The 24,683-nt window shown below is 43.9% G+C and carries 19 protein-coding genes and 1 riboswitch; of the genes, 11 read left to right on the forward strand and 8 right to left on the reverse strand.

What is annotated here, in order from left to right; all coding sequences use genetic code 11:
• Positions 1-7 precede the first annotated feature (7 nt).
• Entirely contained in the window at positions 8-1,579 is a 1,572-nt protein-coding gene (locus MZ182_RS19570) for a hypothetical protein (RefSeq protein WP_248066738.1), read from the reverse strand.
• A gap of 322 nt (positions 1,580-1,901) precedes the next feature.
• Here MZ182_RS19570 and MZ182_RS19575 point away from each other — a divergent pair, with 322 nt between their 5' ends.
• The 5 genes from MZ182_RS19575 to MZ182_RS19595 all read left to right on the forward strand — a co-directional run bounded on the left by MZ182_RS19575 (position 1,902) and on the right by MZ182_RS19595 (position 9,184).
• Complete coding sequence (locus MZ182_RS19575) at positions 1,902-3,461, forward strand: AbgT family transporter (protein ID WP_248066739.1); 1,560 nt, start codon at positions 1,902-1,904, stop codon at positions 3,459-3,461.
• Positions 3,462-3,474: 13 nt separating this feature from the next.
• Complete coding sequence (gene comJ / locus MZ182_RS19580; RefSeq protein ID WP_011791150.1) at positions 3,475-3,960, forward strand: competence protein ComJ; 486 nt, start codon at positions 3,475-3,477, stop codon at positions 3,958-3,960.
• Positions 3,961-4,414: 454 nt separating this feature from the next.
• A complete protein-coding gene (locus tag MZ182_RS19585) occupies positions 4,415-5,665 on the forward strand; it encodes a dicarboxylate/amino acid:cation symporter (RefSeq protein ID WP_011791151.1) in 1,251 nt (416 codons plus the stop codon).
• Between the two features lie 252 nt (positions 5,666-5,917).
• On the forward strand, positions 5,918-7,033 hold the full coding sequence (locus MZ182_RS19590) for an FUSC family protein (protein ID WP_011918340.1): 1,116 nt from the start codon (positions 5,918-5,920) through the stop codon (positions 7,031-7,033).
• 171 nt (positions 7,034-7,204) lie between these two features.
• Complete coding sequence (locus MZ182_RS19595; RefSeq protein ID WP_248066741.1) at positions 7,205-9,184, forward strand: M14 family metallopeptidase; 1,980 nt, start codon at positions 7,205-7,207, stop codon at positions 9,182-9,184.
• 25 nt (positions 9,185-9,209) lie between these two features.
• On the opposite strand, the gene MZ182_RS19600 is transcribed toward MZ182_RS19595, so the two are convergent.
• Positions 9,210-9,977 (reverse strand): class I SAM-dependent methyltransferase, encoded by a 768-nt coding sequence (locus MZ182_RS19600; protein ID WP_011918338.1) that lies wholly within the window; start codon positions 9,975-9,977, stop codon positions 9,210-9,212.
• A gap of 274 nt (positions 9,978-10,251) precedes the next feature.
• Here MZ182_RS19600 and MZ182_RS19605 point away from each other — a divergent pair, with 274 nt between their 5' ends.
• The 3 genes from MZ182_RS19605 to MZ182_RS19615 all read left to right on the forward strand — a co-directional run bounded on the left by MZ182_RS19605 (position 10,252) and on the right by MZ182_RS19615 (position 12,582).
• A complete protein-coding gene (locus tag MZ182_RS19605) occupies positions 10,252-11,025 on the forward strand; it encodes a hypothetical protein (RefSeq protein ID WP_011918337.1) in 774 nt (257 codons plus the stop codon).
• Between the two features lie 274 nt (positions 11,026-11,299).
• Positions 11,300-11,770 (forward strand): hypothetical protein, encoded by a 471-nt coding sequence (locus tag MZ182_RS19610; protein ID WP_248066743.1) that lies wholly within the window; start codon positions 11,300-11,302, stop codon positions 11,768-11,770.
• Between the two features lie 119 nt (positions 11,771-11,889).
• The gene (locus MZ182_RS19615; protein WP_248066744.1) at positions 11,890-12,582 is read left to right on the forward strand and encodes a hypothetical protein; all 693 of its coding nucleotides are present in this window, start codon (positions 11,890-11,892) and stop codon (positions 12,580-12,582) included.
• 300 nt (positions 12,583-12,882) lie between these two features.
• On the opposite strand, the gene MZ182_RS19620 is transcribed toward MZ182_RS19615, so the two are convergent.
• The 5 genes from MZ182_RS19620 to MZ182_RS19640 all read right to left on the reverse strand — a co-directional run bounded on the left by MZ182_RS19620 (position 12,883) and on the right by MZ182_RS19640 (position 17,512).
• Positions 12,883-13,413, reverse strand: coding sequence for a GNAT family N-acetyltransferase (locus tag MZ182_RS19620; RefSeq protein WP_115016818.1), 531 nt, complete (start codon positions 13,411-13,413; stop codon positions 12,883-12,885).
• Positions 13,410-13,679, reverse strand: coding sequence for a DUF1778 domain-containing protein (locus MZ182_RS19625; protein ID WP_011791159.1), 270 nt, complete (start codon positions 13,677-13,679; stop codon positions 13,410-13,412). The genes MZ182_RS19620 and MZ182_RS19625 overlap by 4 nt, the downstream gene beginning before the upstream one ends.
• Positions 13,680-13,881: 202 nt before the next feature.
• Positions 13,882-14,448 (reverse strand): SEC-C metal-binding domain-containing protein, encoded by a 567-nt coding sequence (locus tag MZ182_RS19630; RefSeq protein WP_181811409.1) that lies wholly within the window; start codon positions 14,446-14,448, stop codon positions 13,882-13,884.
• A gap of 534 nt (positions 14,449-14,982) precedes the next feature.
• The gene (locus MZ182_RS19635) at positions 14,983-15,366 is read right to left on the reverse strand and encodes a GIY-YIG nuclease family protein (protein WP_248066747.1); all 384 of its coding nucleotides are present in this window, start codon (positions 15,364-15,366) and stop codon (positions 14,983-14,985) included.
• Between the two features lie 10 nt (positions 15,367-15,376).
• A complete protein-coding gene (locus MZ182_RS19640; protein ID WP_248066748.1) occupies positions 15,377-17,512 on the reverse strand; it encodes a S9 family peptidase in 2,136 nt (711 codons plus the stop codon).
• Positions 17,513-17,679: 167 nt separating this feature from the next.
• Positions 17,680-17,907: riboswitch (FMN riboswitch) on the forward strand.
• Positions 17,908-18,099: 192 nt separating this feature from the next.
• Here MZ182_RS19640 and ribB point away from each other — a divergent pair.
• Both ribB and MZ182_RS19650 read left to right on the forward strand, forming a co-directional pair.
• A complete protein-coding gene (gene ribB / locus MZ182_RS19645) occupies positions 18,100-18,753 on the forward strand; it encodes a 3,4-dihydroxy-2-butanone-4-phosphate synthase (RefSeq protein WP_011791164.1) in 654 nt (217 codons plus the stop codon).
• 490 nt (positions 18,754-19,243) lie between these two features.
• Positions 19,244-22,477: an EAL domain-containing protein gene (locus MZ182_RS19650; RefSeq protein WP_248066750.1), complete on the forward strand. Its 3,234-nt coding sequence runs from the start codon at positions 19,244-19,246 to the stop codon at positions 22,475-22,477.
• A gap of 62 nt (positions 22,478-22,539) precedes the next feature.
• On the opposite strand, the gene ftnA is transcribed toward MZ182_RS19650, so the two are convergent.
• A complete protein-coding gene (gene ftnA, locus MZ182_RS19655; protein WP_011791166.1) occupies positions 22,540-23,076 on the reverse strand; it encodes a non-heme ferritin in 537 nt (178 codons plus the stop codon).
• Positions 23,077-23,417: 341 nt separating this feature from the next.
• On the opposite strand from ftnA, the gene moeA reads away from it, so the two are divergent.
• A complete protein-coding gene (gene moeA / locus MZ182_RS19660; protein ID WP_248066754.1) occupies positions 23,418-24,671 on the forward strand; it encodes a molybdopterin molybdotransferase MoeA in 1,254 nt (417 codons plus the stop codon).
• Positions 24,672-24,683 lie beyond the last annotated feature (12 nt).

Raw genomic sequence — 24,683 nt, forward strand, 5'->3', positions numbered from 1 at the left:
AAGAGGCTTATTTGCCCGTATTGACAAACACAGGATTGGAATAAAACCACAGATCATCATAGTTACGATCATTAATTTTGTTATACCAAGCCTGAACAGATTCATCATCTTCTTTATTAATTACAGCAGACTTTAAGGGATTGCCTTTTTCCGTGAGATTAACTTGGTTGTAATCTAGATTAGTACCACGTAAACGGAAATATTGATGCTTATCAGCAATAAAGCTGTAACTCATGCTGTAGTATCCATCGGCATCTTTTTGCCAATCAGCACTGGTAAAAGTCTTAACCACTAAGGTTGAATCGTTAGTTTCCTTTTCATATGCCGTTGTCCCCGCTTCAGCACGCGGCCCCACATTACCCGCAATCAAGTCGATATGATGCACACCAGGGTTAACTCCCGCATAAATTTCATTACCGATATCTGATTCTTTATTATTCATTGTGGGGCTTTTAAAGCGAATAGTCAGAGTTAACTTATCTCCCGCTTTCGCCACCAAAGTTTGCCCCATAGTGGCGCTATGATGACTACTTTCAAGCCTAAAATCCAAGGCATCGATCAGATCACCAAATACTGAAAAGCTATTCCCAGAACGCAAACCGTCCAAGAGGGCTTTAGTATCATTACCATCGACCCAAGTGTAACTTTTAGCATATTCACCGGGATAATAGCTGCTTGCATAAGGTGGGCGCGTTTTAAAGTGGATATCAGAATTACCCATATTCCATATCTGGCGACCTTCACCTAACAACGCATCCCACCAACCGCCGACTTGCGCTACCACAGGATCGACTCCGCCATAGACACCGCTACTGCGCTCAGCATAATCACCCCGATTACCGCTAAATTGTCCACCAACCAAACCTTCAACTAAAAAGAACACATTGGGTGCTGCATCATTCAACTCCCTGACATCTTTAATGGTATAGCTGGTTAAATAGCGACGAGGATGATTTAACATGCCATAGCTACTATCAGGATAGTGAGTCTCTAGCCACGTCAAGGCAGCGATGGCATCTTGGTGAGTCTGATTTTGACGGGTGTCACCCGCAGCCTCCCAAGCGGCAACATCTTTAGCATTAAAGTCTTCAATACTATTTTTACTACTAAATCGATATTCGAACGTCTTAATCGCCGCAAGAACTTCAGACTCATCGCCGAGAATACCGATATTAAAATGCTCATGGGTAGGCATATCCCACTCGAAACTCGAGTAGGCCAGTTTGCCGGCGTATTTAGACATAGAGGCCTTAAGGCCAGGATTTTCATACTGAACAAGTGCATCGTAAAAAAGTAACCCACCCAAATCATTATCATCATTATCTTGGCTGTTATCGCGCATGTGATTGGATAATGCGACATAGTCTAAATTGAAGTCATCAAACGCCCACTTCAAAATATCAGACTGGGTTTCGCGGGCATCCTGCGAAACAGCGGTATGCACATGCAAGTCACCCTTTAACCAACGCCCCGTGGGTTCAATAGGTGTCGGGTGAGTGTCTTCTGAGTCTGAATTACAACCAGATAACACCATTAGAGAAGACAATAAAACCATATTAAGCTTGATCACTTTACGCACGAATAACCTCTTTATATTCATCAAATCGAAGCCAGAATATAAGTCGAACGGATGACACGGTAATGACAGCCGTATTCGCTAACAATAAAATAAACTTCTAAGATAATTTACCTACTTAATTGCCAATCCTAACCACCATAGACCCTGAAGATACAATCGTGATAATGTAGCCGCACTAAATTAGCAATAGCATTAATGCTGTAACACTCTAAACTTTAAGCATTAATACTATTAACGAAACCTAAAACCTAAAGTAACTAATCACGGTTTCTTATTTAGAACGAATATCAACCATCATTATTTAGAGCAATAAGGCGCCCATATGGTTAATCATAAATCTGCCACCGGATTCCAGCGATTTCTCAATACGGTAGAAACTGTAGGAAATAAACTTCCCGATCCCGCCGTATTATTTGCCATGTTTTTAGGCTTGGTCTGGCTGATCTCTTGGTGGTTATCTGGCGTCAGTTTTGATGAGATCGATCCCCGTAGTGGCAACCCCATTCAAATTGTCAATATGTTAGATGGCGCGGCATTAACCGCTTTTACATCAACGATGGTGTCGACCTTTGTGACCTTCCCGCCGCTAGGTGTTGTGCTGGTTGCTATGCTCGGCCTTGGTGTTGCTGAGCATACGGGCTTTATTAATGCTGGGCTGCGTTCCATTTTATCTGTTACCCCAAAAATGTTGCTGACTCCGGTACTGATCGCCGTGGGAATTCTGAGCCATGTTGCAGTGGATGCAGGTTATGTGCTCGTTATCCCGCTCGGTGCGGTGATTTTTTATGCCGCAGGCCGTCATCCCTTGGCGGGGATTGCCGCGGCGTTTGCGGGCGTATCTGGTGGTTTTTCGGCAACGGTTGGAGTGCCATCGAGTCTTGATCCTATGTTAGCGGGGTTAACGCAAGCGGCTGCAAGATTATCGGCCGATCCCGCTGCCGCAGATCTCACCATTAACCCACTGAATAACATCTTCTTTACCTCAGCGTCAGCCCTCTTAATTATCTTAGTTGGCTGGTTCATTACCGATAAAATCATCGAACCACGCCTGAAAAACACCACAGTGAATGGCGATCCAACGACACTCCCAACCCTAGATGAACTTCAGCCCCATGAGCGCCGCGGGCTGAGATTTGCCATGGCTTCCATGTTGTTTTGTGCTTTAGCCCTAGTATTAACCGCCTACGGAGATCACTCCGCTTGGCGTGGTGAAGACGGGGCACTCACCAGTGCTTCAGCGCCTTTAATGCGGTCAATTGTGGCGATTATTTTTGTGTTCTTCCTCATCCCCGGCATAGTGTATGGCTATGCCGCAGGTACGGCTAATAATCACAGAGCCATTATTCAAGGTATGAGCAAATCCATGAGTGGCATGGGTTATTACATCGTTATGGCCTTTTTCTGTGCGCAATTTATTTATGCTTTCGGCCAATCCAATTTAGGGGCGTTAATGGCGATTAAAGGCGCATTGGCATTAAAAGAGTTAGCCCTTCCTATGGGGGTTACGCTAGTCGGCATTGTATTTCTCACCGCGTTAGTCAATCTATTAGTGGGCTCCGCATCGGCGAAATGGGCGCTTATTGGTGCCATTATGGTGCCAATGTTAATGGAACTAGGCGTATCACCCGATTTGACTCAAGCCGCTTATCGAGTGGGCGATTCATCAACCAATATCATCACACCGCTAATGCCTTACTTTCCATTGATTGTGGTGTTCTGCCAAAAATACGTTAAGGAATCGGGCATAGGTACCCTAGTGGCGCTCATGTTACCGTTTTCAATCAGTTTTCTATTGCTATGGAGCGGTTTCTTGCTGGGATATTGGGCATTAGGCTTACCGTTAGGTATTGGCAGTTCACTCACTTTCCCTGCTTTACCATAATTTGAGGTTCATTATGCAAGTGGATAGTACCCAGACAGTGGATCTCTTAATCTCGCATAGTCAGATTATTGTGCGCTCTAGGGAGTTTAATGAAGATTTGAGTCAATGGGGGCGTGGCAATATTACCCAAGGCGCACTTCTGCATAGAGATTATTTATTATTTGATCCTATTGTGGAGGGCGCATTTGGGGCAAATGTTATTTTGTCTATATGCCATGAGTTCAAGATGGACCCAGCTTGCCAACGCTGCATCCTTGCCCCTTTTTATGTCGTTGACAAAGATCAACTGGAAGTCGCATCAGCCGCTGAAAAATTTAAGATTTATTTACCACTTAATGATGAACTCTATTCGGTATATTACGAAGTTTGTGAGGGGGAGGAGGTATTTTATAAATTGACCTTTATCCCCTCCACTCATGTCGTAACGCCCCAATACCTTCTAGCGGATCATTGGGGTGGGGAAAAAGGAAAGAAAATCATTGCTGGTTTTGCAGAGTAATATATTCAATAAGCTAAGGCGAGTTAATGCAATTGACCTTCACTCTACCAGGTGTTGCTCACCAAGTAAGAAGCCATTTATGGTGTTTCTGATTAAGATTAAAAGGTAGCAGTTTAAAACACTGCAAAATTCGCATTCTGTAATCCACCCGCTAAAATATTAGCTCAAAATAAACTATTGCAATTTTTAACCGCCAAAAATTGCACATTATTTATTTAAGGCTGGTTTGATGTAAATGTTGGTTATTTTAAAACCAACACAGGTAATGTTTCACAAACCGAAACGTTCCAGTTATGGTACTTTAGTCGTACAAAAAAAGAGTGTCGGGAGGTTTGCCTTTAATACAAAGCGAACCTTTAACACAGAATGCGCCTTTATCGCTAAGGTTGAATCATCAAGTTCAACCGTCTGGGTATGACACAAAAAATCACGGCAACAGCGGAGTTTAGCCATAGTGAAAAACAAGAGTTTATTGGGCAATATTGGTGTGCAAGTGGTTATTGCCATGATGTTAGGCGCACTAGTGGGTTTTATCATGGGCGACAGTGCGAGCGTGTTTGCACCACTGGGTACCATTTTTATCCACTTAGTCAAAATGCTCGTCATCCCATTGGTGTTAGTTTCTATCATTAGCGGCGCCGCCAGTTTAGGCGATAGCCCATCGGCGGGTAAGATTGGCGTTGGCACATTCGGTTTCTTTATTGTGACTTCAGGCTTTGCTGTGGTGCTTGCTCTCGTGATGGGTAATCTATTTAAGCCCGGTGCTGGGGTTGATTTTACTGCCCACAGCAGCACAGGTTTGATGGAAGTCACTAAGGAGCAAGGCGCATTACCAGGGGTAATGGATACCTTTATCGGCATGATCCCAACCAATGTGTTTGAGTCGCTGAACGGCGGTAACATCTTACAAATCCTAGTCTTTAGTATCTTCTTCGGTATTGCGCTCACTAAGGTTAAAGGTGATGGAGCTAAACCGATTTTGGCCGCGCTAAACACAGTTGTTGATGCCTTTGTATGGATGATTAACTGCGTGATGATCATTGCGCCTATTGGTGTATTTGGTTTGATGGCTGACTCTGTAGGCACCTTCGGTTTCGATGCGCTAGAAGTGGTATTTAAGTTATTCGCTGTGTTTGTGGCAGCAATTTTGATCTACGGTTTTATCTTCTTCCCGTTAGTCGTGCAACTCTTCTCAAGAGTGTCTGCATTACAGTTTATTTCGGCCATGAAAAAACCTCAGGTAATGGCATTATCAACCGCCTCCTCAATGGCAACTCTGCCTGTGAATATGGAAACCTGCGAGGTAGATCTTAAAGTCTCTAAGGCAACAACAGCCTTTGTACTGCCCTTAGGTGCCACCATTAATATGAGCGGTAATGCGATTTATTATGGTTTAGTGGCCATGTTTTTCGCCCAAATGTATAACGTCGACCTGTCGATAACCGCCTATGCTGCTATTATTTTTACCTCCACTTTAGGCGCAATAGGTCAAGCAGGTGTGCCTGGCCCATCCTTCTTAGTGGTGGCAGTGCTATTAGCCGCCGGCATTCCTATCGATGGCTTACCTTTGCTATTTGCCTTAGACAGAGTGTTTGACATGATCCGCACCGCGCTCAATATCACAGGTGACGCGGCATGTGCCTTAGTCATGGATAAATATACTGAGGGCGAAGTTGAAGCAGATAACGGACGCAGCTTTAGCTAACGTGCTTTAGCTGACATAGAATACGGGCTTGAATAAGCAGTGCTTATTCAAGCTCTTATACTGGTTAAACAGGCGCGAGTCAAAACGACTTAATTCAAATATCTCAGCCTCAATGTGATCCCTCACATCACCACGACTAAACTCAAGCTGCTAAATCTCGCAATTTACATTTCTTATCGCCACATAACCGCTGTTGACCATACTTTTCTGCGATACTAGGCCCAAATTAAAGTGACAAAGGAGTTTTGTATTATGTCTGTATTTGCCCCAGCCACACCCTTTGCCGACTTTATCTATCGCCATTTTCGCTCTATCCACGCCCTCAAACTGGGCTTAGCACTGCTGATTGCTGTCACCATTAATGCCATTTGGGCGCCACCGCATTTTATTTGGAGTATGGTCACGATAGTGATCATTATGATGAGCTTACCGCAGGTCGGCGGCGCAATAGAAAAATCCTTACAGCGGGCTATTGGAACCTGTTTAGGCTCAGCTTATGGAGTGATGTTAGTTGCAACAGTTGATAGCTATTGGCTAATGATGAGTCTACTTATCTTGGCGGTGAGTCTTATCTGTTTTATCTCAGCAGGACGTTATAGCTATGCCTATTTAGTGGCAGGATTTACCATCATTATTGTTGTGGGTGATGCCAACCATGATACTTCCGAAGCCCTATGGCGCACCGCCAATATTCTCTCTGGCTGTGTCATTGCTATTTTAGTCTCTCTGTTTATTTTCCCTATACAAGCCAAGCAAGATTGGCGATCGCAACTCACTCATGCCATTGAGAATATGGCAAATGTGTTGACCAAACATTTAAAGGCTCCCGCCAACCATAGCTTAGATTTTCGCACCGAACTCGAAGCCGCAATGAAAGCCGTGCTCACCCAAAAGAAGTTATTTTTCTCCTTAGAATGGGAAAGTAAAACCCTCAAAAAACACAAGGTGTTATTGGCGCAATTAGTCAACAAACAAGTGCGTTTAATCACTTTACTTGAACTCTTGCCCTTAACCCGCTGGCAGGAAGAAGATAAAGACGCTTACCACCAAATCAATAGCATTGCCGCAGAGCTCGCGCTCTACCTACAACAATTAGCTGAGTTTATTGCAGGTAACACACCGCAGTTACCCACATTACCTGAACACCTAGAGTTGCAACTACAACAGAGGTTACAACTGACATTGCCGATGGCAAGTGGAATGGCTTCTCCCGATATCACGCCTTTATCACACCAAGCGCCACAAGGATTTGCACTTACAGGTTATAGCTGGCTTATTTACCAACTCGCCATCGCGGTAGAAGCGCTATATGAAGATATCAGTATTATCGATAGCGCCTACAACAAGCCGCCCGCTAAAAGCAATTAGAGTCAACCTGCGCAATTAACAATTAAATATTAGAATCCAAATTGGATCGGTCTTAGCGCATGACTCTCCTAATGCGCTAAACCTTAGATAAACCCTTGGTTGGCCTTGCATTCACTGGGGGTTTAATGAAAAGATACCGTCCTAATAAAAATTCGATTTATGGGCTTTTTCATGCGCTTATTTTCCCTCTCCGTTATCGCCATTGCCTGCCTATCTGCCAATCATGTCAGCTTTGCCAATGAGGTTAACACTGTCACTCCTGAAACCGTTGTCACTTCGGCTCCCCAAGAAGTCGTCCCTTTAAAGGCCATTGAGAATACACAAACAATAGAAACTCAGGAAAATGTGGCCGCAAATACTGCCCGAGCCACCGAAGGAACTCAGCCAGCACCTATCCCTGAGCGCGCCAAGACCTTTGTCAATGATGCTATTTTACCGCCGAATATCACATGGCATGGTGCCAGCGAAGCCCTGATGCTAAGCATTGATAACGAATGGGCTACCCCATTTGAACAAAGCAATGGTATTGAAAGCCCAAGTTACGATGACACTATCCTTTGGCTCGACAGATTGGCGGCTGAAACCACTAGTTTACAAAAAGTAAGCTTAGGTAAAAGCCCTCAAGGGCGCGATATTTGGATGTATATCGCCAGCAGTGAAGGGATAAGTGAATCAGCAAGCCTTAAGCAAAATACTAAGCCAACGATTCTTGTACAAGCCGGTATTCATGCGGGAGAAATCGATGGTAAAGATGCGGGTATGATGTTGCTGCGGGATATAGTCAAAGGCAACAAAAGCGACCTGCTCGAAAAAGCCAACCTGCTGTTTGTGCCAATATTTAGTGTTGATGCCCATGAGCGCAGCGGTGAATTTAATCGCGTAAATCAACGTGGCCCAGTGAATATGGGCTGGCGAACTACGGCGAATAATCTCAACCTTAACCGCGATTATGCCAAGGCCGATACCTTAGAAATGCAACATATGCTGCGCGCAATCAATGTCTGGCAGCCTGATTTGTATATCGACGTGCATGTTACCGATGGCATCGACTATCAGTACGATGTCACTTTTGGTTATAACCTTGCCCAAGGCTTAAGCCCCGCCAGCTACCGCTGGCTCGAAAACAGCTACAGACCAGCCATTGAAGCGGCATTAACCGAGCAAGGGCATATTCCTGGGCAGCTAATTTTTGCTGTGGATAATGCCGATATCACTAAAGGTATGTCGCTGTGGAATCCAAGCCCACGCTTTTCAAATGGTTATGGTGATGCACGCCATTTACCCACCATTCTGGTTGAAAACCATAGCCTAAAACCCTTTAAGCAACGGGTGTTAGGCACTTATGTGATGCTAGAACAAACCCTAAAAACCGTGGGTGAACAAGCGACTAAACTGAAAAGCGCGATTCAGGAAGATAAATATCGCGCTTCACCGCTGATCACCCTCACATGGAAATCAGCACCATTAGAAAAAGGTTGGGATTTTAAAGGCATAGACTACAAGCTTGAGAAAAGCCCTATTAGTGGCGCCGATGTCGTGCGCTGGACGGGTGAACCTAAACTCTACCCTAACTTACCTGTGATGGCTGAAACCGTGCCCGATCTTAAGGTCACCCGCCCGAGTGCTTACTATATCCCTGCCCAGTGGACACAGGTCATTGATCGACTGAACCTACATGGCATTCGCATGACGGCACTCAAAAAGCCCACTGAGTTGAAATTACAGCAATACCAACTGAGTCATCCAGTGTTTAGTGCTAAGGATTTTGAAGGTCGTCAAACGGTAAAAGTGGTGTCGGAGTTAACTAAACTCACCACGGTTTTGCCCGAAGGCACCATTAAAGTCAGCACAGATCAACCTTTAGGTGATTTAGCGGTGTTATTGCTTGAACCTCAATCACCTGACTCATTACTGCAATGGGGCTTTTTTAATCCTATCTTTACCCGCACTGAATATATTGAAGATTATGCGGTAGAGCCATTGGCAGCAAAAATGCTGAAAGAAGATCCTAAGTTGCAGGCAGAGTTCGACAAAGCACTGACCAATCCAGAATTTGCCGCCGATCCCGACGCACGCCTGCGCTGGTTCTATGAGCGCAGCCCCTACTACGATAACCAATACCTTAAGTATCCAGTTTACCGCAGCCGTTAATCTTAGCCATCAATAATGCTAAGGATTAAGCAGGTTTACGCGCACTGATGCTATACACCAAGGGCACATTCTGCCCTTGGTGTGTTAACACATAACGGCCATCGGTTTGTGCTTCTAATCCAGCGAAACAGTTATAGGGACTAAAATCAAATTCGTGGAAAAACGCTAACTCCAAGCCCGCCTGCAATAATGCATTGATCACTTCGGATAAACTGTGTGACCAGCACATTAAGGTTTGCTGATCGTCACCAGCATTTTCGGTATAGGTGCCTTCTTGCTCAATATCTGGCTCACCCCGATTAAAATAGCTATAACCATCAAACAACTGCTGCGCAGGATGAAACTCGGCCATATAAAACTGTCCGCCAGGTTTTAAGCAGCGTGCAATGGTCTGTGCCCAAAGCGTTAAATCCGGTAGCCACACAATCGCGCCATAGGAGGTAAACACAATATCGTGAGGCTCAACCTTGCTCGCCACACTGTAGACATCGCTACAAATAAACTCGGCGGCCAACTGTGTCCGTTGTGCCAACTTTTGCGCTTCAACAATCGCGACCTCTGATAAATCAACGCCTGTAACCTTAGCGCCCATTCGCGCCCACGATAGGGTATCTAAGCCAAAATGACATTGCAGATGCAGCAAACTTTTGCCTGCAACCGCAAGCTCATTAAGCTCGATTTCCCTTAATGATGTGTTGCCGCTCAAAAAGCCTTCAACATCATAAAAATCAGAGGTTAAATGTACCCGAGTGCGCGCATCCCAAGCGGTCTTATTTGTCGTTAAATAATCCATTTGTATCCCTTCTCGTATGTCGATGTTCTTTTGCATTTTTGCTCAGCATGAGGTTAGCACTCAAACTAACTTAATAAATGAGCAATTTCACTAATCTATGAGTAATTCGCTCATGTGGCGGACATGTCCGCACAGCGAACATCGGACACTTTACACTCAAGCCATTGATTATAAGTAAATATAAATATTGGCATAGGCTATGCAATGCGTTGTCTATCACAAGATAGGTCACTCTCTGCCGAAAATAGAGAGCCCGATAAACAAGGAAGCTAACATGCCGCTACGTCCATTTATATTCATCCTCGCCTTTATATTGGTTTTTACCGCAGGTGTATCACTCACTGGCTGCATTATTAATGTCAACGCCGCGGGCATGCCCGATTTAGACCACCAGCAACGCGAACTCACGCTTGATAGCCAAGGCTTGCAAGGGCTGATTGCTGAAACTGGCGCGGGTAACTTAGAGATCATCGGTGTAGAAGGCCTTAGCCAAATTAAACTCATCGCCGATATTTATACCAATGATGACAGCAAAATCATTCTCACCCTTGAGAAAAAGGCCAATAAAGCCAGGCTCAAAGCGACTTTTGAGCAAAGCAGTTTTACTAACAACTCATCTTATATGGATATAAAACTGCAAGTGCCAGCACATTTAACACTGGATATTGATGACGGCTCAGGCGCCATATTGATCAGCAAAATAACCGCCGATATTAATGTGAAAGACGGTTCAGGCGAACTCATTATCAACGGTGGTCACAATGTCAGTATTGATGATGGATCAGGTGATATTGACGTCAGCCAAATGAGCGGCAACCTCGCTATTGTCGATGGTTCTGGCGCCATTAAGGTTACTGATATTCAAGGCAATATTGTTATCGATGATGGTTCAGGAAGCATAGCCGTTGCAAATGTGCTAGGCGCGGTGACCATCACTGATGGCTCAGGTGATATTAATGTCGTTAACACTAAAGGCTTAACTATCTTAGCCGCAGGCTCTGGCAATGTTAACTTCGACAAAATCGATGGCCCAGTAAGCATGAAATAGAGCGCAGTTTAGCCTTCTACTCCCAAAGCTTTTACCCTCTTCCCGGCGTAGAGGCTGATGTTGCAACGGTTCCCAACCAAGATGTCAGTCTTCTACCCACCCTTTGCAGTTAATGCAATTTTGCCGCGACTCCCTGGTAGCGGCATTTTTTTATGCTGCAATTAAGCTGAAGTTTGAGATGATTAGCCTTTAATCCTTCGGATTTGCTAAGATAGTCAGCCTTTCCACCTCTACAGTCGAAAAGTCACACAGTATTGCCAATAAGGTCGAGAATATGGATCAGTTTTCGGAATACCAAAAAGCAATTGAATTGCTTTCCCTATCGGATAATCCCAGACAGATAATGGAACAACTTGGGGATATTTGTTTTGATGGCGAATCTTTTTATCACAATGGCAATAAAGCCCTAGCCACACAAATTTTCAAGCATATTTACGCCTTAGATGCGCACTCAGACTATTTTTCACACGCCAGAACTGTCGCAAAAGCCTTTCTTATCAACTTGGGAGAAATTCCCACTATCTCCCTAGAAGAGACTATTTTACAAATACAGCATGAGCATGCTTCATTAGCTGCACATCAATTGAATCTGCTGATTGCAAAACGCATTTTTAGGGAGTTTAGTCACCATCAAGACGCTATACACATCACAATGCACTACCTCACCAAAGCCGAAGCACTCGCGCCGCTGAGCAAGAGTGACCTTCGCTTTAAAGCTTTAGTCAGCTCAAATAAGCGTGAGTAAAGGGATAGCGTGACAGAATAAATCATCAGAATTTAGATCGGTTTCTTAAAAGAAATGCAAAATATACAAGAAGATATCAACATCTGAATTCAACAACTCAATTTTAATTAAGTGATAATATGGACATTTCATCTTTTAAGAAATATATAAAGTTAGCACCAGAAAATGTTTCAGAATGGCAGAAGTGGGAAAATTCATTACCTACCTTCGATTCTATATTACCGATATTGGATTATGTATATAACGCTGAGTGGCAGCGAGATGATTGGAAAGCCATAATGGCATTCATTCGAAAAGGTTATTTTGAGCAAAATAAATCATCAGAGTTGATTGACGGAATTAAGCATGTAAATATATTCAACTCCAACGTTATTAATCTAAAAGTTGATGTCGCAATTTCATTAAACTGCTCCATAGTTCGTTCATTAGAGTCAATTAATTTATGCTCAGATTCAGTGGAATCATTAAGTGTGTCCCATGCAAGCAAACTCTCTGAAATTACCGGAAACACCCAGAACTTAAGTTACTTATCATTAAATAAATGTCAAAAGTTAGATTTTTTCTCTATCATTTCAACGCTTGATAGCGTAAAAATTTTAGACCTTAGCGGGAATCCACAGTTATCCAGTATTGACGCATTGCGTGGAAATAAAAATATTTTTGCGTTATATCTAGTTGAAACAAATGTCATTAAGACTAAAGAAACTATCGATATTTTGACTTCGATGTCAAACCTGAAAAAAATTTGGATTAAAGCAAACAAAAAGGAGTTGGAACTTTTGAGAGAAGCTCTACCAGGGATTGTAAATTAAGCATAGAAAAAGACCGGACATGTAGTTCGAAAGCGCGAAAAGATCTGTGTAAGTAGCATTTTTTAACTCTCGATTCTTACGTCTCTAACCCCAATGCAGACCAGTCTTCGGTGACAACTAAAGCTAAACCGTATTCTGTTAGCGTGAAACTACGCCCAAGTGCAATGCCAATGCCGAGCTAACTATCTCAGCAGGTATATCTCTTTAAGCAAGTTAGGCACGATCAATAGCTTAGCGCAGCAAAATTTAACAATGGGTCTTATTAAACTTTTGCACAACAGGCAAGGTGGGAGCTTGTAGCTAAGTGAATAACTGACCGACCGTTTTCATTGGAATAAACATTCTGACACGACCGTTGATTTCACAAAGAACCTCGAAACCATATTTTGCGTAGAATGATTCAGCTTGGTCAGTTAAGCAATCGACAACAATGGCATAAGCTCTCATGTGAGCGTTAATTTCCCACAGATATTCTAGTGCTTTAATTAAGCTAGCTTTACCTAACCCACTGCCATGAAACTCTTTATGAACCGCAAGTTGAGCAAGCAGAAAGACCGGAATGGGATAGCGTGGTAACTTTTTGCCAATAGCTTGCGGCAAGGTATCACGGCAAATTGAACTTGGTGCGATAGTATAAAATGAGCAAATTGGATATTTTTGATTGGGCAATGGCATAGCAGCAGGTAAAACCATTGTACGGCTAATACCTGCTTGCATATGTTTTGCTGCTTGAGTTTGGATAAAATCGTTTAACTCTGCTTCGCCACAGTCAAATGATGCTCTATCGTGTAGTGATTTATCCAATTCTTTGAAAATTTTGGAATAACTCACTTAAACTCACCATTTTTAGTAAATGCAGCCGCTTCACGCAATGCCTTATTCGGAACCTTAGCCTCATCACAAGCCATTATGAATTGGTCGAATACATCTGCTTTAACCGTAACGCTTTCATGCTCAGCTATCACCTGAGTTGCATCTTCGTCCATTAAGCGAACAACGTATTCAGTTAAGCTTTTTAACCCGAGCAAAGCGGATGCTTTCTCAGCCTTAGCTTTGATTTCTTCATCCAAACGGATATCAAGTCTTGCAGTCGCCATAAAACCTCCTATCGTACGGAACAAATCCGTAATGGATTGGAGTATAAAGTTTAAACAACCACAGCGCAACTTGTACGGACACTGTACGGATTCGATGTTTAGATTTGTTGGAATAAGCAGCGCGTTATTCTTCGCACCGAAGGATGTGAAACCGAGCTAGCCAAAAGATGTGTCTCGATAAACCCTCTAAATTTTTTAACTATTATCTACAACAATTTTTATATTTCTTTTCTGAACCACAAAAACAAACATCGTTGCGCCCCGTATTCGCTCGCACATACTCGATGAAATCATTTTTTAAAATAGTTTTTTTTGAATTAACATTTGAGAAAGACCTGTGATCACCTAAAAGACGAGCAGTGTCCTCATCATTCTCAAGTTGTACAAACTGCTTAATTATTGCTGCATTTACTAAAGCAAAACTCTTAGTAGGAAGCCGATTGTTAATAATAGCAGAAGAAACCGAACTATCTTTGATGAAATTAACATGTCGCAATGGCTTCTCTGGAGGAGTAACACAAAGCAACTTTTGATCTGGAAGACACACAACTACATGTGCATGAAGTTTAAGTATAAATTTCCCCAGCATAGAAAAAATCCATCCAAATTGTGGTTCACCTTCATTACAACTCAAATACTGTCTAACATTATCAAAACAATGCATTGCAGAGCCTCCTTCAAGCGGTTCAACTGGAACACTTTCCACGGGCTGGTAGCCAAGTTTTTTAAGGAAGTCTTCTGGAATATTCTTTGGAATATAAAAGTGCATCAATCTGCCCATGACAATTTTTAATTAGAAGTAAAGGCTTCTAGCCAATTAAACTATAGAGCCGTCTCAAATATTAAACTGAAACTCCCAAGCGCTTGGTATCAAATCGAATCAAGACACTCAAAATAAAACAATAACATATTGTGCTTTTGACCTACCTTCAAGCGGTAGTTACTGGATAAAATTTACCGAGACACCCATTGTTAAATTTTGCAGCGAAACGGCAGAACTGAGCATGTTCGGGCTAACAGAATACTAAGTGGTTAACGGGATTAAGCACTGATATGGAAGTGACCGTTGGCGGCATGGCCGCTCTTTCACATCCATGTGATCGCGGCATTCGCACTTCCATATGCAGCAGATACAGTCGTCGAGCCTATAAAGACACTTCTTGTTAAACGAAAAGACGGCGAGTCACTGGAATGACTCTGCTTAACCATTTCATCGACATATATAAAGATCTGGATTCCCGCTCAACTGCATTGCGGGAATGACAAAAACAGAACATTTCAGGAATGATGAAAAAACAGACTGTTAAGCAGTTTCACGCCCACTTTCAATCAACGCCAATTTCTGAGCACGACTCAGTTTTTTAACCGCGATTTCACGCTTTAGGGCATCGCTGTGGGTGCCGACTTGTTCTTGATATATCAGGGTTAATGGCCCTTTGCTGCGTAGGTATTTTGCGGCCTTGGGGCCATTGGATTGATGTTCCTTAAAGCGCCGTACGACATCGGTGGTAATGCCGGTGTACAAGTGTCCATTGGCGCAGCGGATCAGATACAGATACCACATCGATACTTGCACTATCTCTGACGTCGCACCTTGGTCTGAAGTAACAGCTTGAGCTTGGCTAGCCCTTTGCTCAGAGCTAGCCAAGTGATCTGGATTTGCTGTCTCAATGGCTAAATCAGTCACCTGTTGGCGCCTACTTAGTTATGCCCAGCAGGTTTAAGAAGAAGGCAAATTCTTGGGCTGTGTCTTGGTATTGGCGATAACGGCCACTCTTACCGCCGTGACCAGCTTCCATATTCACATCCAATAACAACACCTTATCGTCAAACTTGTACCATTTATTTTGCACATCACGCAGCTTAGCGACCCACTTAGCGGGTTCAAAATATTGCACTTGTGAGTCATGCAAACCCGTTGTGACTAGCAGATGGGGATACTCATGGTCGGCCACGTTGTCATAGGGCGAGTAGCTGAGCATATAGTCAAAATAAGTTTTCTCGTTGGGATTACCCCACTCGTCGTACTCATTAGTGGTGAGCGGAATCGACTCATCGAGCATGGTCGTTACCACATCCACAAAAGGCACATGCGCTGCAATGGCGAAGTACTTTTCCGGTGCCATATTGGCAATTGCGCCCATCAATAAACCACCTGCACTACCGCCAGAGGCGACAACCTTATTTTTATCGCCATAGCCTTGCTCGGTTAACGCCGTTGTTACGTCAATAAAATCATTAAAGGTATTCTTTTTATTCAGCAATTTACCTGCATCGTACCAAGGGCGACCAAGCATTTCAGAGCCACGCACATGGGCGATGGCATACACAAAGCCGCGGTCGAGCAGACTAATAACCGATGAAGAAAAATCAGGTTCAACGGTGTAACCATAAGATCCATAACCATATTGATACAGAGGGTTAGTACCGTCTTTCTTAAACTTATCCTTACGATAAACGAGAGAAACGGGCACCTTGGCACCATCACGGGCGGTCACAAACAAGCGTTCGGCGCGGTATTGGCTGGCATCAAAACCACCAAGCACTTGTTCCTGCTTGAGCAGATCGCGTCTATCTGGATTGGTTAAATGGTACTCATAAATCGCCTCTGGCGTGGTAAGGCTGGAGTAGAAAACACGTAACTTGTCGCTATCTTGCTGAGCGTTAACATCTAACCCAAGCACATAGGCGGGTTCATCAAAACTCAGTTCAAAGGGCTTTTGACCATTGAATGGCATCACTTTGATGCGTGTTAGGCCATTTTCACGGGTTTGAATAATCAAGTAATCCTTAAGCACTAAGTCATCTTCAATCCGTGCATTAGGGTTATGGGCTACCACTTCTTGCCACTTGGATTTATCTGCCGCATCTTTGATGGCAACTTTCATTAAACGAAAGTTAGTCGCCTGCCAGTTGGTGAGAATGTAATAGGTATCCCCCAACTTAGACACGCTATATTCATGGCCTTCTTCCCTTGGTAGTACAGGCTTAAATAACCCTAAAGGATCATTGGCATCCAGCACAGAGACTTCACTGGTAGTGGTATTTTCATGGAACAGTACAATCTGCGACTCATCTAAGGTTTTACCGAGAGAAAGGTAATATGAATCGTCTTGCTCTTCATAAACCAAAATATCCCGTGATTGTGGCGTGCCTAATTCATGGCGATAAACTTGATAGCCGAGTAAGGTCTTAAGATCTTTCGCGATATAGAACACATGCCGATTATCGTTACCCCAAACCACTCGACCTTCTGTATTTTCAAGCACATCGGTGATCATATCGCCCGAGGCTAAATCTTTAAAATAAATGTGGTACACGCGGCGACTGAGCACATCTTCACCAAAGGCCAGCATGGTTTCATCTGGGCTGACACTCGCGCCACCTAAACCATAAAACTCATGGCCCTTAGCTCGCTCGTTAACATCGAGCATCACTTGTTCTACACCATCGGCACCCTTACGGCTGATCAGCGGATATTCGCTGCCCTCTTGATATCGACGGTAATAGCTATGCTGGTGCCATTGGTACGGCACGCTCGACTCATCGGCCACTAAACGCTCGGTTAACTCTTTATAAAGGCCATCTTGCAGTGGCTTTAAGGGTTTGAAATAAGCCGCGGTATAGCGATTCTCAGCGTTGAGATAGGCTAACACTTTAGGATCTTTGCGTTCATCGTCACGTAGCCAATAGTAATCATCTGTACGCGTAACACCATGCAAGGTCATCACATGGGGAATTTTTTCAGCAATCGGGGCAGGAATTTGCCCTTTTTGAGTCGAACAACCAGATAGCAACATGGTAATACCTAAAGTGAGTAGCAGAGATCGCATTTATACGTCCTTGTGACGTCCATAACGACCGTCGATGAGTGCGACGGCAAATAAATTAGTATGATAGTGGTGAGGTGTGCACTAGCGCAAACATTGAACGCCAGAAGTTGCCATTCGGGTTAAATAAGAGCAACATAACTGCGTTTTTTAGCCTAAACGGCTTAAAAGCAAATTCTCAGGGCGGGGTGAAACTCCCCACCGGCGGTAAATGAGTAACGGCTAAGTGATGGTGACTTAGTGTGGCTCAAAGCCCGCGAGCGCCCGAAATCATGTTCGGGGTCAGCAGATCTGGTGCCTCAGTGTTTGCCGAGTGCAAATCTGATATTCCAGAGCCGACGGTAATGGACTGTGACCTTAATGGCAACAGTGCTAAGTCCGGATGGAAGAGAATGTAAGACGGCACTTTGCGGCACCCGTGTATAAACATGCTCAGTATCGCACAGTGTTAGCCTCATGTTTTGCAATAGCTTCACCCAGTGAAGTGATATTGCTACAGCAAAATCGAACCATTAGGTTTGGTTAAGTTGTATTCCTGCACGCCCTGATTCTGGATATTCCAATGTCGTATTTTTTAAAGGATATTAACCATGAATCAGTCTTTACTTGCTCCTTTTGGTACTGCTATCGAACGTGTTGAAGCCGGTCTTAATGCCTTGCGTCAAGGCCAAGGTGTGTTAGTTGTCGATGATGAAGATAGAGAAAACGAAGGCGACTTAATTTTCGCAGCCCAGACGCTGACCAATGCCCAAATGGCCATGCTTATTCGTGAATGCAGTGGCATCGTGTGTTTGTGTTTACCGGACGAAAAAGTCAAAGCCCTTGAGTTACCGCCTATGGTGGAAAACAACTCAAGCCAATATGGTACTGCGTTTACTGTGAGCATTGAGGCAAAAGTCGGTGTAACGACTGGCGTTTCTGCTGCTGACCGCGTGACCACCATCAAAGCGGCGATTGCCGATGGCGCTAAGCCAAGTGATTTGGCGCGGCCTGGCCATGTGTATCCACTGCGCGCCCAGCCCGGTGGTGTGTTGACTCGCCGTGGTCACACAGAAGGCACGATTGATTTAATGCAACTCGCAGGTTTAAAGCCCGCTGGCGTATTATGTGAAGTCACTAATCCAGACGGCACAATGGCACGTTTACCTGAAATTATTGCCTTTGGTGCCCAGCACAATATACCTGTGCTAACGATTGAAGATATTGTTCTTTACCGTAAATCGCTGCTCGCAAATGTAGGCTAAATCAAATTTTAGTAACACATTAAGCAGCCGTCACCGTATATTAAGGACGCCTTTTTCAAGGGCGTCCTTTTTCTTTCTATACGCTAGATAAGGTATCCACAAACTTGAGATCATAGCATTACCCATAAGGTCAACATCGTCACTGACCACCACGATAAGTATGCAATTGATATTCGGCTTTACCGCCTAGTGAGTCAGCTAACATCGCTAACGCTCAAATACTGCTCAATATCACAGACAAACAATCCAATTGTTTGATAGGTGAAATACGTCAATAAAAATAATTGCTTAGACCAATATATAACAATTTGCTTAATTTCGTGACCTAGATTAGATATCCATAAACTAAAGGTCGCGGGCTGTTCGGGTCTATGTTAAAAATCGTCACCCTGTGCCTAGGCTCATTTTTTTCACCATTTAACTCAGTATCAAGGCAATTGCCTTGATTTTTTATATCTCCAACTAGGCAAATGGGTAGGAGTAAGCTTGTATGCCATCAACGCTACATCATCTCAGTTTGAAGCAAAAACTGATTCTGTTTTCTTTGCTTCCCCTATTGATGATGGGCTTTTTCGTATTAACCCGAATGTACGTTCTGGCTAAAGAATACCGCGCCGCGGATCATAGTCATCTAGCAATACAAACAACGGCACAAGTAACTGATTTACTATATCAATTGCAAAACGAATATAGTCTTAGCGTCAATGGCAGCCAAGCGGCAACACCCTCCGATGAAACGGAACTGCAGCAACAGCAAACTAACACCAAGAAGGCTTTAACTCATCTTCTCACTAGCACATCATTCGCGACCTTAATTGATGCACTCACGGGTGCTCAACCAGCATCAGAGCAATTACAAGCACAACGAGACGCTATTGCACTTTCAAGTCATAACTTAGCATCGGCTCGTCAAGGTGTGTCAGATAAACAACCACAAGCGTTGACTGAGCTCTATTTCCAACTTAATAAGCAATTATTGCAACTACTCCAACTGTTACAGTTGCAAACTAACGATATTAATCAATCTCGTGCTTACACTGATTTATTGAATCTGATCACTGTGCAGGAATTGGCGGTAAAAGAGCGCAATGTGATCAATCAAATGCTGTTATCAAAAGAACTCAATATCACTGATTACCGTACAATAAGTACTGTTATCTATGAATACGGCCAAGCAATTTTACACGCCAGTAATGCATCCATATCAACCAAACAGTCCCTTATTCATCAGGTTCAAACCTCTCCAGAAAGCCTGCAAATCTTAAAAATCAGCCAACAGATTGAGCAACAGCTACGCATTAGTACCCTAGCGAAAACGATCAATGCTCATTTAGGTTATGGTGGTTTAATCGATAGCTTTCAAGATTACCGACTTACAGGTACAGATGCTGCACAACAAAAATTTAATGCCGCGCTATCCATCATCCGACTCAATTTAGCTGAATTGAACCATGAAATTCGTCATCTACCCGAATTAGCTACCCCAGTAAATGTGGTTGAAAACACGATAGAACAATACGCATTTTATATGGATAAGTTGCACGAGCTTAAACAGCAGCAACGCTCTCTTGAAGATATCAACGGGCTTATGAATATCAAAAAAGCACAGCTAAACGAAGCAATGGGTAAACTGTTAATGCCGCCTCATCCAGTCACAAGTCAACTCTGGTGGAAACTGACAACGGATCGCATCAACAAATTACACGCCATCAGCAAAGAAATGACTCAATCTATGGCGCTACAGAGTGAGTACTTAAAAACGAAAGCCTTGACCTTACTCGGACTTTATTTATTCTCGGCATTTTTAACCGCGACAATAACGCTCTGGCTTGGCCGCAAAATCATTAGCAATTTTATGGAAAAAATAACCAGAATTGCCAATGGGATGCAGCAAATGGCGGCGGATCCCACACTCAATATTAATATCAATATTTCAGGTTCAGATGAACTCGCCCGAATGGCCCGCGCCATGAACCGCATGATTAGCGAACGTCAAAAGGCAAGCCATGCGCTAAGCCGAGCCGCAGCCGTGTTTAATTATTCCGCCGAAGGCATAGTGGTCACAGATGCTGAAAACCATATTGAACTGATTAATCCCGCCTTCACCCAGATAACGGGTTATACCTTAAATGAAATTAAAGGCCACAACCCATCAATACTAAGCGCTAAACGCCATCAGCCACATTTTTATACCGCTATGTGGCAATCGCTTCAAAAAGAAGGGAAATGGGAAGGTGAAATCTGGAATAAGCGTAAAGATGGAGAGGTGTATCCCGAGTATCTTGCCATCACAGTTGTCAAGAATGAACAAGGAGAGATCATCCAGCATATTGGTTTATTTATGGATATCAGCAAGCGTAAGCAATATGAGCAGGACCTCTGGTATCAAGCCAACTTTGATAGCTTAACAGGCCTACCCAATCGCAAACTGTTTAACGAACGACTACAGCACGAAATCCAACTGGCTCAACACGATTCACGCAAACTGGCCATCCTACTAATTGACTTAGATCAGTTCAAATACATCAACGATGTGCAGGGTCATGCCACGGGAGATTTGCTGCTTCAGGATGTCGCCAGACGCTTAGAAAGCATCGGTGGCCAAAACGATTTTATTGCGCGGATCGGCGGCGATGAGTTTGTGCTTATTCTGCCACGCCTCACTAATGAACTTGCCATTGAGCATATGGCTACGCGCATTATCGAAACCTTAGCCACGCCTTTTAGTCTGAACGAGCGAGAGATCCAAATCTCCGCCAGCTTTGGTATTGGGGTCTACCCAGAGGATGGCCTTGATGTGAGCTCCCTCACCCGCAATACCGAAATGGCAATGTATCAAGCCAAAGACGCAGGGCGAAATAACTTTAAATATTTTACCTCGGGAATGAACCAAGCCATGTTTGCCCGCATGGAACTGGAACAACGCCTTCGCCGCGCAGTGGCACAAAATGAGTTTGCCTTGCATTATCAACCGATTGTGGATATGAAAACAGGCCAAGTCTGCAGTGTTGAGGCACTTATCCGTTGGCAAGATCCCGATTTGGGATTAATACCGCCAGATCATTTTATCGGGATTGCCGAAGAAACAGGACTCATTGAACCTATGGGGGAATGGGTGCTCAATCAAGCCATGAGTGATCTTAGGCAATGGCAGAAAAGCGGCTTAAATATCAATGTTGCCATCAATGTTTCTGGCCGGCAATGCATCAATACGCGCGGAATGAGCTTTGATCAGGTGCTGCAAGAATGCTTCAATCGCCACCATATTAATCCGAGAAATGTTCATATTGAGATCACTGAAAGTATGCTGATGGGCGATGCCAGCCACTGCCTCAGTACCCTCAATGCTATTCGTCAGCTAGGCTCACAGATTTATATCGATGATTTTGGTACAGGCTATTCATCCCTCAGTTATTTGAAGAAATATCCTATTTCTGTCATAAAAATTGACCGCAGTTTTGTAGAACATGCCCTCGAAAGCACTTCAAATGCCAACTTAGTCAAAGCGATTGTGATGATGGGCCAAAGTCTTGAAATGAAACTCGTCGCCGAAGGGATAGAAACCCCAGCACAATGGAATTTCCTAAAAGACTTAGGCTGCGATTTCGCCCAAGGCTATTTAATTTCTAAGCCACTGCCTTTCGATGACGTCACACCATTACTCAAACAAAAGTACCAAATACGACTCGATTCCGGTGGTGAAGCTGAATGCAGTAATTTCTAAGCGTAAAACGCCTAAAAACAAAAAAGCAGCCGAGGCTGCTTTTTTGTTTTTTACATAGAATGTTAAGCCTGTGGTTGGCTCTGACCATTCATAATGCTTTCACCGCCCTTTGAGGCAAGCTTTGCTAAGTCTTTATCAATAAAGAACAACGCTTTACCATCTTCGCCTACTAAACGGATTTTATCGACAATCGACTTGAACAGTTTCTCTTCTTCGTGCTGCTCAGCGACATACCATTGTAGGAAGTTAAAGGTTGAGTAATCTTGGTTAGCAAATGCTGCATGGGCTAATGCATTGATTTGGCGAGTGATCAACTGTTCATGTTCATAGGTCAACTCGAACAAGGCTAGCAAAGATGAAAATTGCGACTGTGGCGCTTCGATAGCCCCTAATAAAGGCAAACCACCGGTTTCACTCACATAGGTGAACAGACGACGCATATGGCCCATTTCTTCATCGGCATGCTCACGCATAAACTTAGCTGCACCTTCAAACCCTTGATCCTCACACCATGCACTCATTTGCAGGTATAAGTTTGAGGAAAAGAACTCCATATTAATTTGTTCATTCAACTTGTCGATCATGGCTGCTGACAGCATAGTAAACCCTCTTTTGCGCTCGAACTGAATCATAGGGTCACATTGTCATTAAGGGGGCCAATAAAAGCAACAAAATTTACCTTTCATACTTATCTAAGTTAATGATTCTTTGATAAAAATGATTTTCATTTGTTCATAGACTCGTGTTCAGCCCTATGGTTTGGTATTCAAATAAGCTGCGATTTACCTTTAAATCGGCAGTAAAAACTGACAGTCCTATCACAGAAACAGGTATACAGATCACAGCCATCGCAGATCACCATGGCATAATAGACAACCCTACTCAGGTGAAAACTCATTTCGCGTTGTCCTAGACAACCATTGCATTTAAGGAAGACCCGATGTCCGTAAAAGCCGATCCTTGTTCGCAACCTAGCCTTATGCATCCCGATCAGGCCATTCCTCTTTTGCTCGAACAAGTGAGTCCTGTGTCAGACACCGAAGTCGTACCATTGCCCCACGCACTTGGTAGAGTATTGGCCGAAGATCTGGCCTCTTGTATTGACTTACCCCCCTTCGATAACTCCTCGATGGACGGTTATGCCTTTTGTTTTGCCGACTTAAATACACAAACCAATCGCACCTCATTGCGACTCATAGGTAGCGCGTTTGCGGGCCATGGTTTTGAAGGCAAAGCCAAAGCAAACACTTGTGTGCGTATTATGACAGGTGCACCAGTGCCTGCCGGTTATGACACAGTACAGATGCAAGAAGAGACCGAAGTTCAAGGTGAACTCGTCCTCATTAATCACCCCAAAGGCAAAGGGGCAAATGTACGCTGCAAAGGTGAAGAACTCACCCAAGGCACCAAAGTACTCACCGCAGGAACTCAAATTGGGGCGGCAGAGTTAGGCGTATTAGCCACGATTGGCGTGAGCCAAGTGCGGGTTTATCGCCAGTTAAAGGTTGCCTTTTTCTCAACGGGAGATGAACTACGTCCCGTCGGCAGTGAGCTTGCTCCCGGTCAAATTTACGACTCTAACCGTTACTCTATTCAAGGTTTGCTCAGCAGGGCAAATGTGGCATGGATTGATTTAGGCGTGATAGCCGATGATCCTGAAGCGATTCGCCAAGCGTTTCGTACCGCCGCCAGCCAAGCCGATATGGTACTGACCTCGGGTGGCGTATCCGTAGGCGAAGCCGACTTCACGAAACAAATTCTCGATGAAGAAGGTAAAATTACCTTTTGGAAACTCGCGATTAAACCGGGTAAACCCTTTGCGATGGGGCGTATAGGTAAGGCCGTATTCTGTGGTTTGCCGGGTAATCCCGTTTCTTCAATGGTGACTTTCTATAAGTTGGTTTGGCCAATACTAAACAAAATGCAAGGGTTAACTCCAGTAGCGCCCCTAATGTTAGACGCCATACTGACAACGCTAATACGTAAACATCCCGGCCGAGTTGAATATCAGCGGGGAGTGCTAAGCCGTAACCCCCAAGGAGAGCTTGAAGTCGCCATTACGGGCAGCCAAGGTTCTGGCATGTTGACCTCCATGAGCCTTGCAAACTGTTTTGTAATATTAGAGCAATCCCAAGGTGATACTCCCGCAGGTTCTAAAGTAACAGTAGAACCTTTTAACACAGTGCTTTGCTAGGATTAGCGTAAT

The sequence above is a fragment of the Shewanella sp. JNE2 genome, from assembly GCF_023159115.1.
Classification (GTDB): domain Bacteria; phylum Pseudomonadota; class Gammaproteobacteria; order Enterobacterales; family Shewanellaceae; genus Shewanella; species Shewanella putrefaciens.

What these genes read in the sequence shown, in the direction of transcription:
- ribB (WP_011791164.1), top strand. Translation starts at nt 18,100, where the DNA reads ATGAATCAGTCTTTACTTGCTCCTTTTGGTACTGCTATCGAACGTGTT.
- MZ182_RS19650 (WP_248066750.1), top strand. Translation starts at nt 19,244, where the DNA reads ATGCCATCAACGCTACATCATCTCAGTTTGAAGCAAAAACTGATTCTG.
- MZ182_RS19610 (WP_248066743.1), top strand. Translation starts at nt 11,300, where the DNA reads ATGGATCAGTTTTCGGAATACCAAAAAGCAATTGAATTGCTTTCCCTA.
- MZ182_RS19595 (WP_248066741.1), top strand. Translation starts at nt 7,205, where the DNA reads ATGCGCTTATTTTCCCTCTCCGTTATCGCCATTGCCTGCCTATCTGCC.
- ftnA (WP_011791166.1), bottom strand. Translation starts at nt 23,076, where the DNA reads ATGCTGTCAGCAGCCATGATCGACAAGTTGAATGAACAAATTAATATG.
- MZ182_RS19600 (WP_011918338.1), bottom strand. Translation starts at nt 9,977, where the DNA reads ATGGATTATTTAACGACAAATAAGACCGCTTGGGATGCGCGCACTCGG.
- comJ (WP_011791150.1), top strand. Translation starts at nt 3,475, where the DNA reads ATGCAAGTGGATAGTACCCAGACAGTGGATCTCTTAATCTCGCATAGT.
- MZ182_RS19630 (WP_181811409.1), bottom strand. Translation starts at nt 14,448, where the DNA reads ATGCACTTTTATATTCCAAAGAATATTCCAGAAGACTTCCTTAAAAAA.
- MZ182_RS19625 (WP_011791159.1), bottom strand. Translation starts at nt 13,679, where the DNA reads ATGGCGACTGCAAGACTTGATATCCGTTTGGATGAAGAAATCAAAGCT.
- MZ182_RS19615 (WP_248066744.1), top strand. Translation starts at nt 11,890, where the DNA reads ATGGACATTTCATCTTTTAAGAAATATATAAAGTTAGCACCAGAAAAT.
- MZ182_RS19590 (WP_011918340.1), top strand. Translation starts at nt 5,918, where the DNA reads ATGTCTGTATTTGCCCCAGCCACACCCTTTGCCGACTTTATCTATCGC.
- moeA (WP_248066754.1), top strand. Translation starts at nt 23,418, where the DNA reads ATGTCCGTAAAAGCCGATCCTTGTTCGCAACCTAGCCTTATGCATCCC.
- MZ182_RS19640 (WP_248066748.1), bottom strand. Translation starts at nt 17,512, where the DNA reads ATGCGATCTCTGCTACTCACTTTAGGTATTACCATGTTGCTATCTGGT.
- MZ182_RS19575 (WP_248066739.1), top strand. Translation starts at nt 1,902, where the DNA reads ATGGTTAATCATAAATCTGCCACCGGATTCCAGCGATTTCTCAATACG.
- MZ182_RS19605 (WP_011918337.1), top strand. Translation starts at nt 10,252, where the DNA reads ATGCCGCTACGTCCATTTATATTCATCCTCGCCTTTATATTGGTTTTT.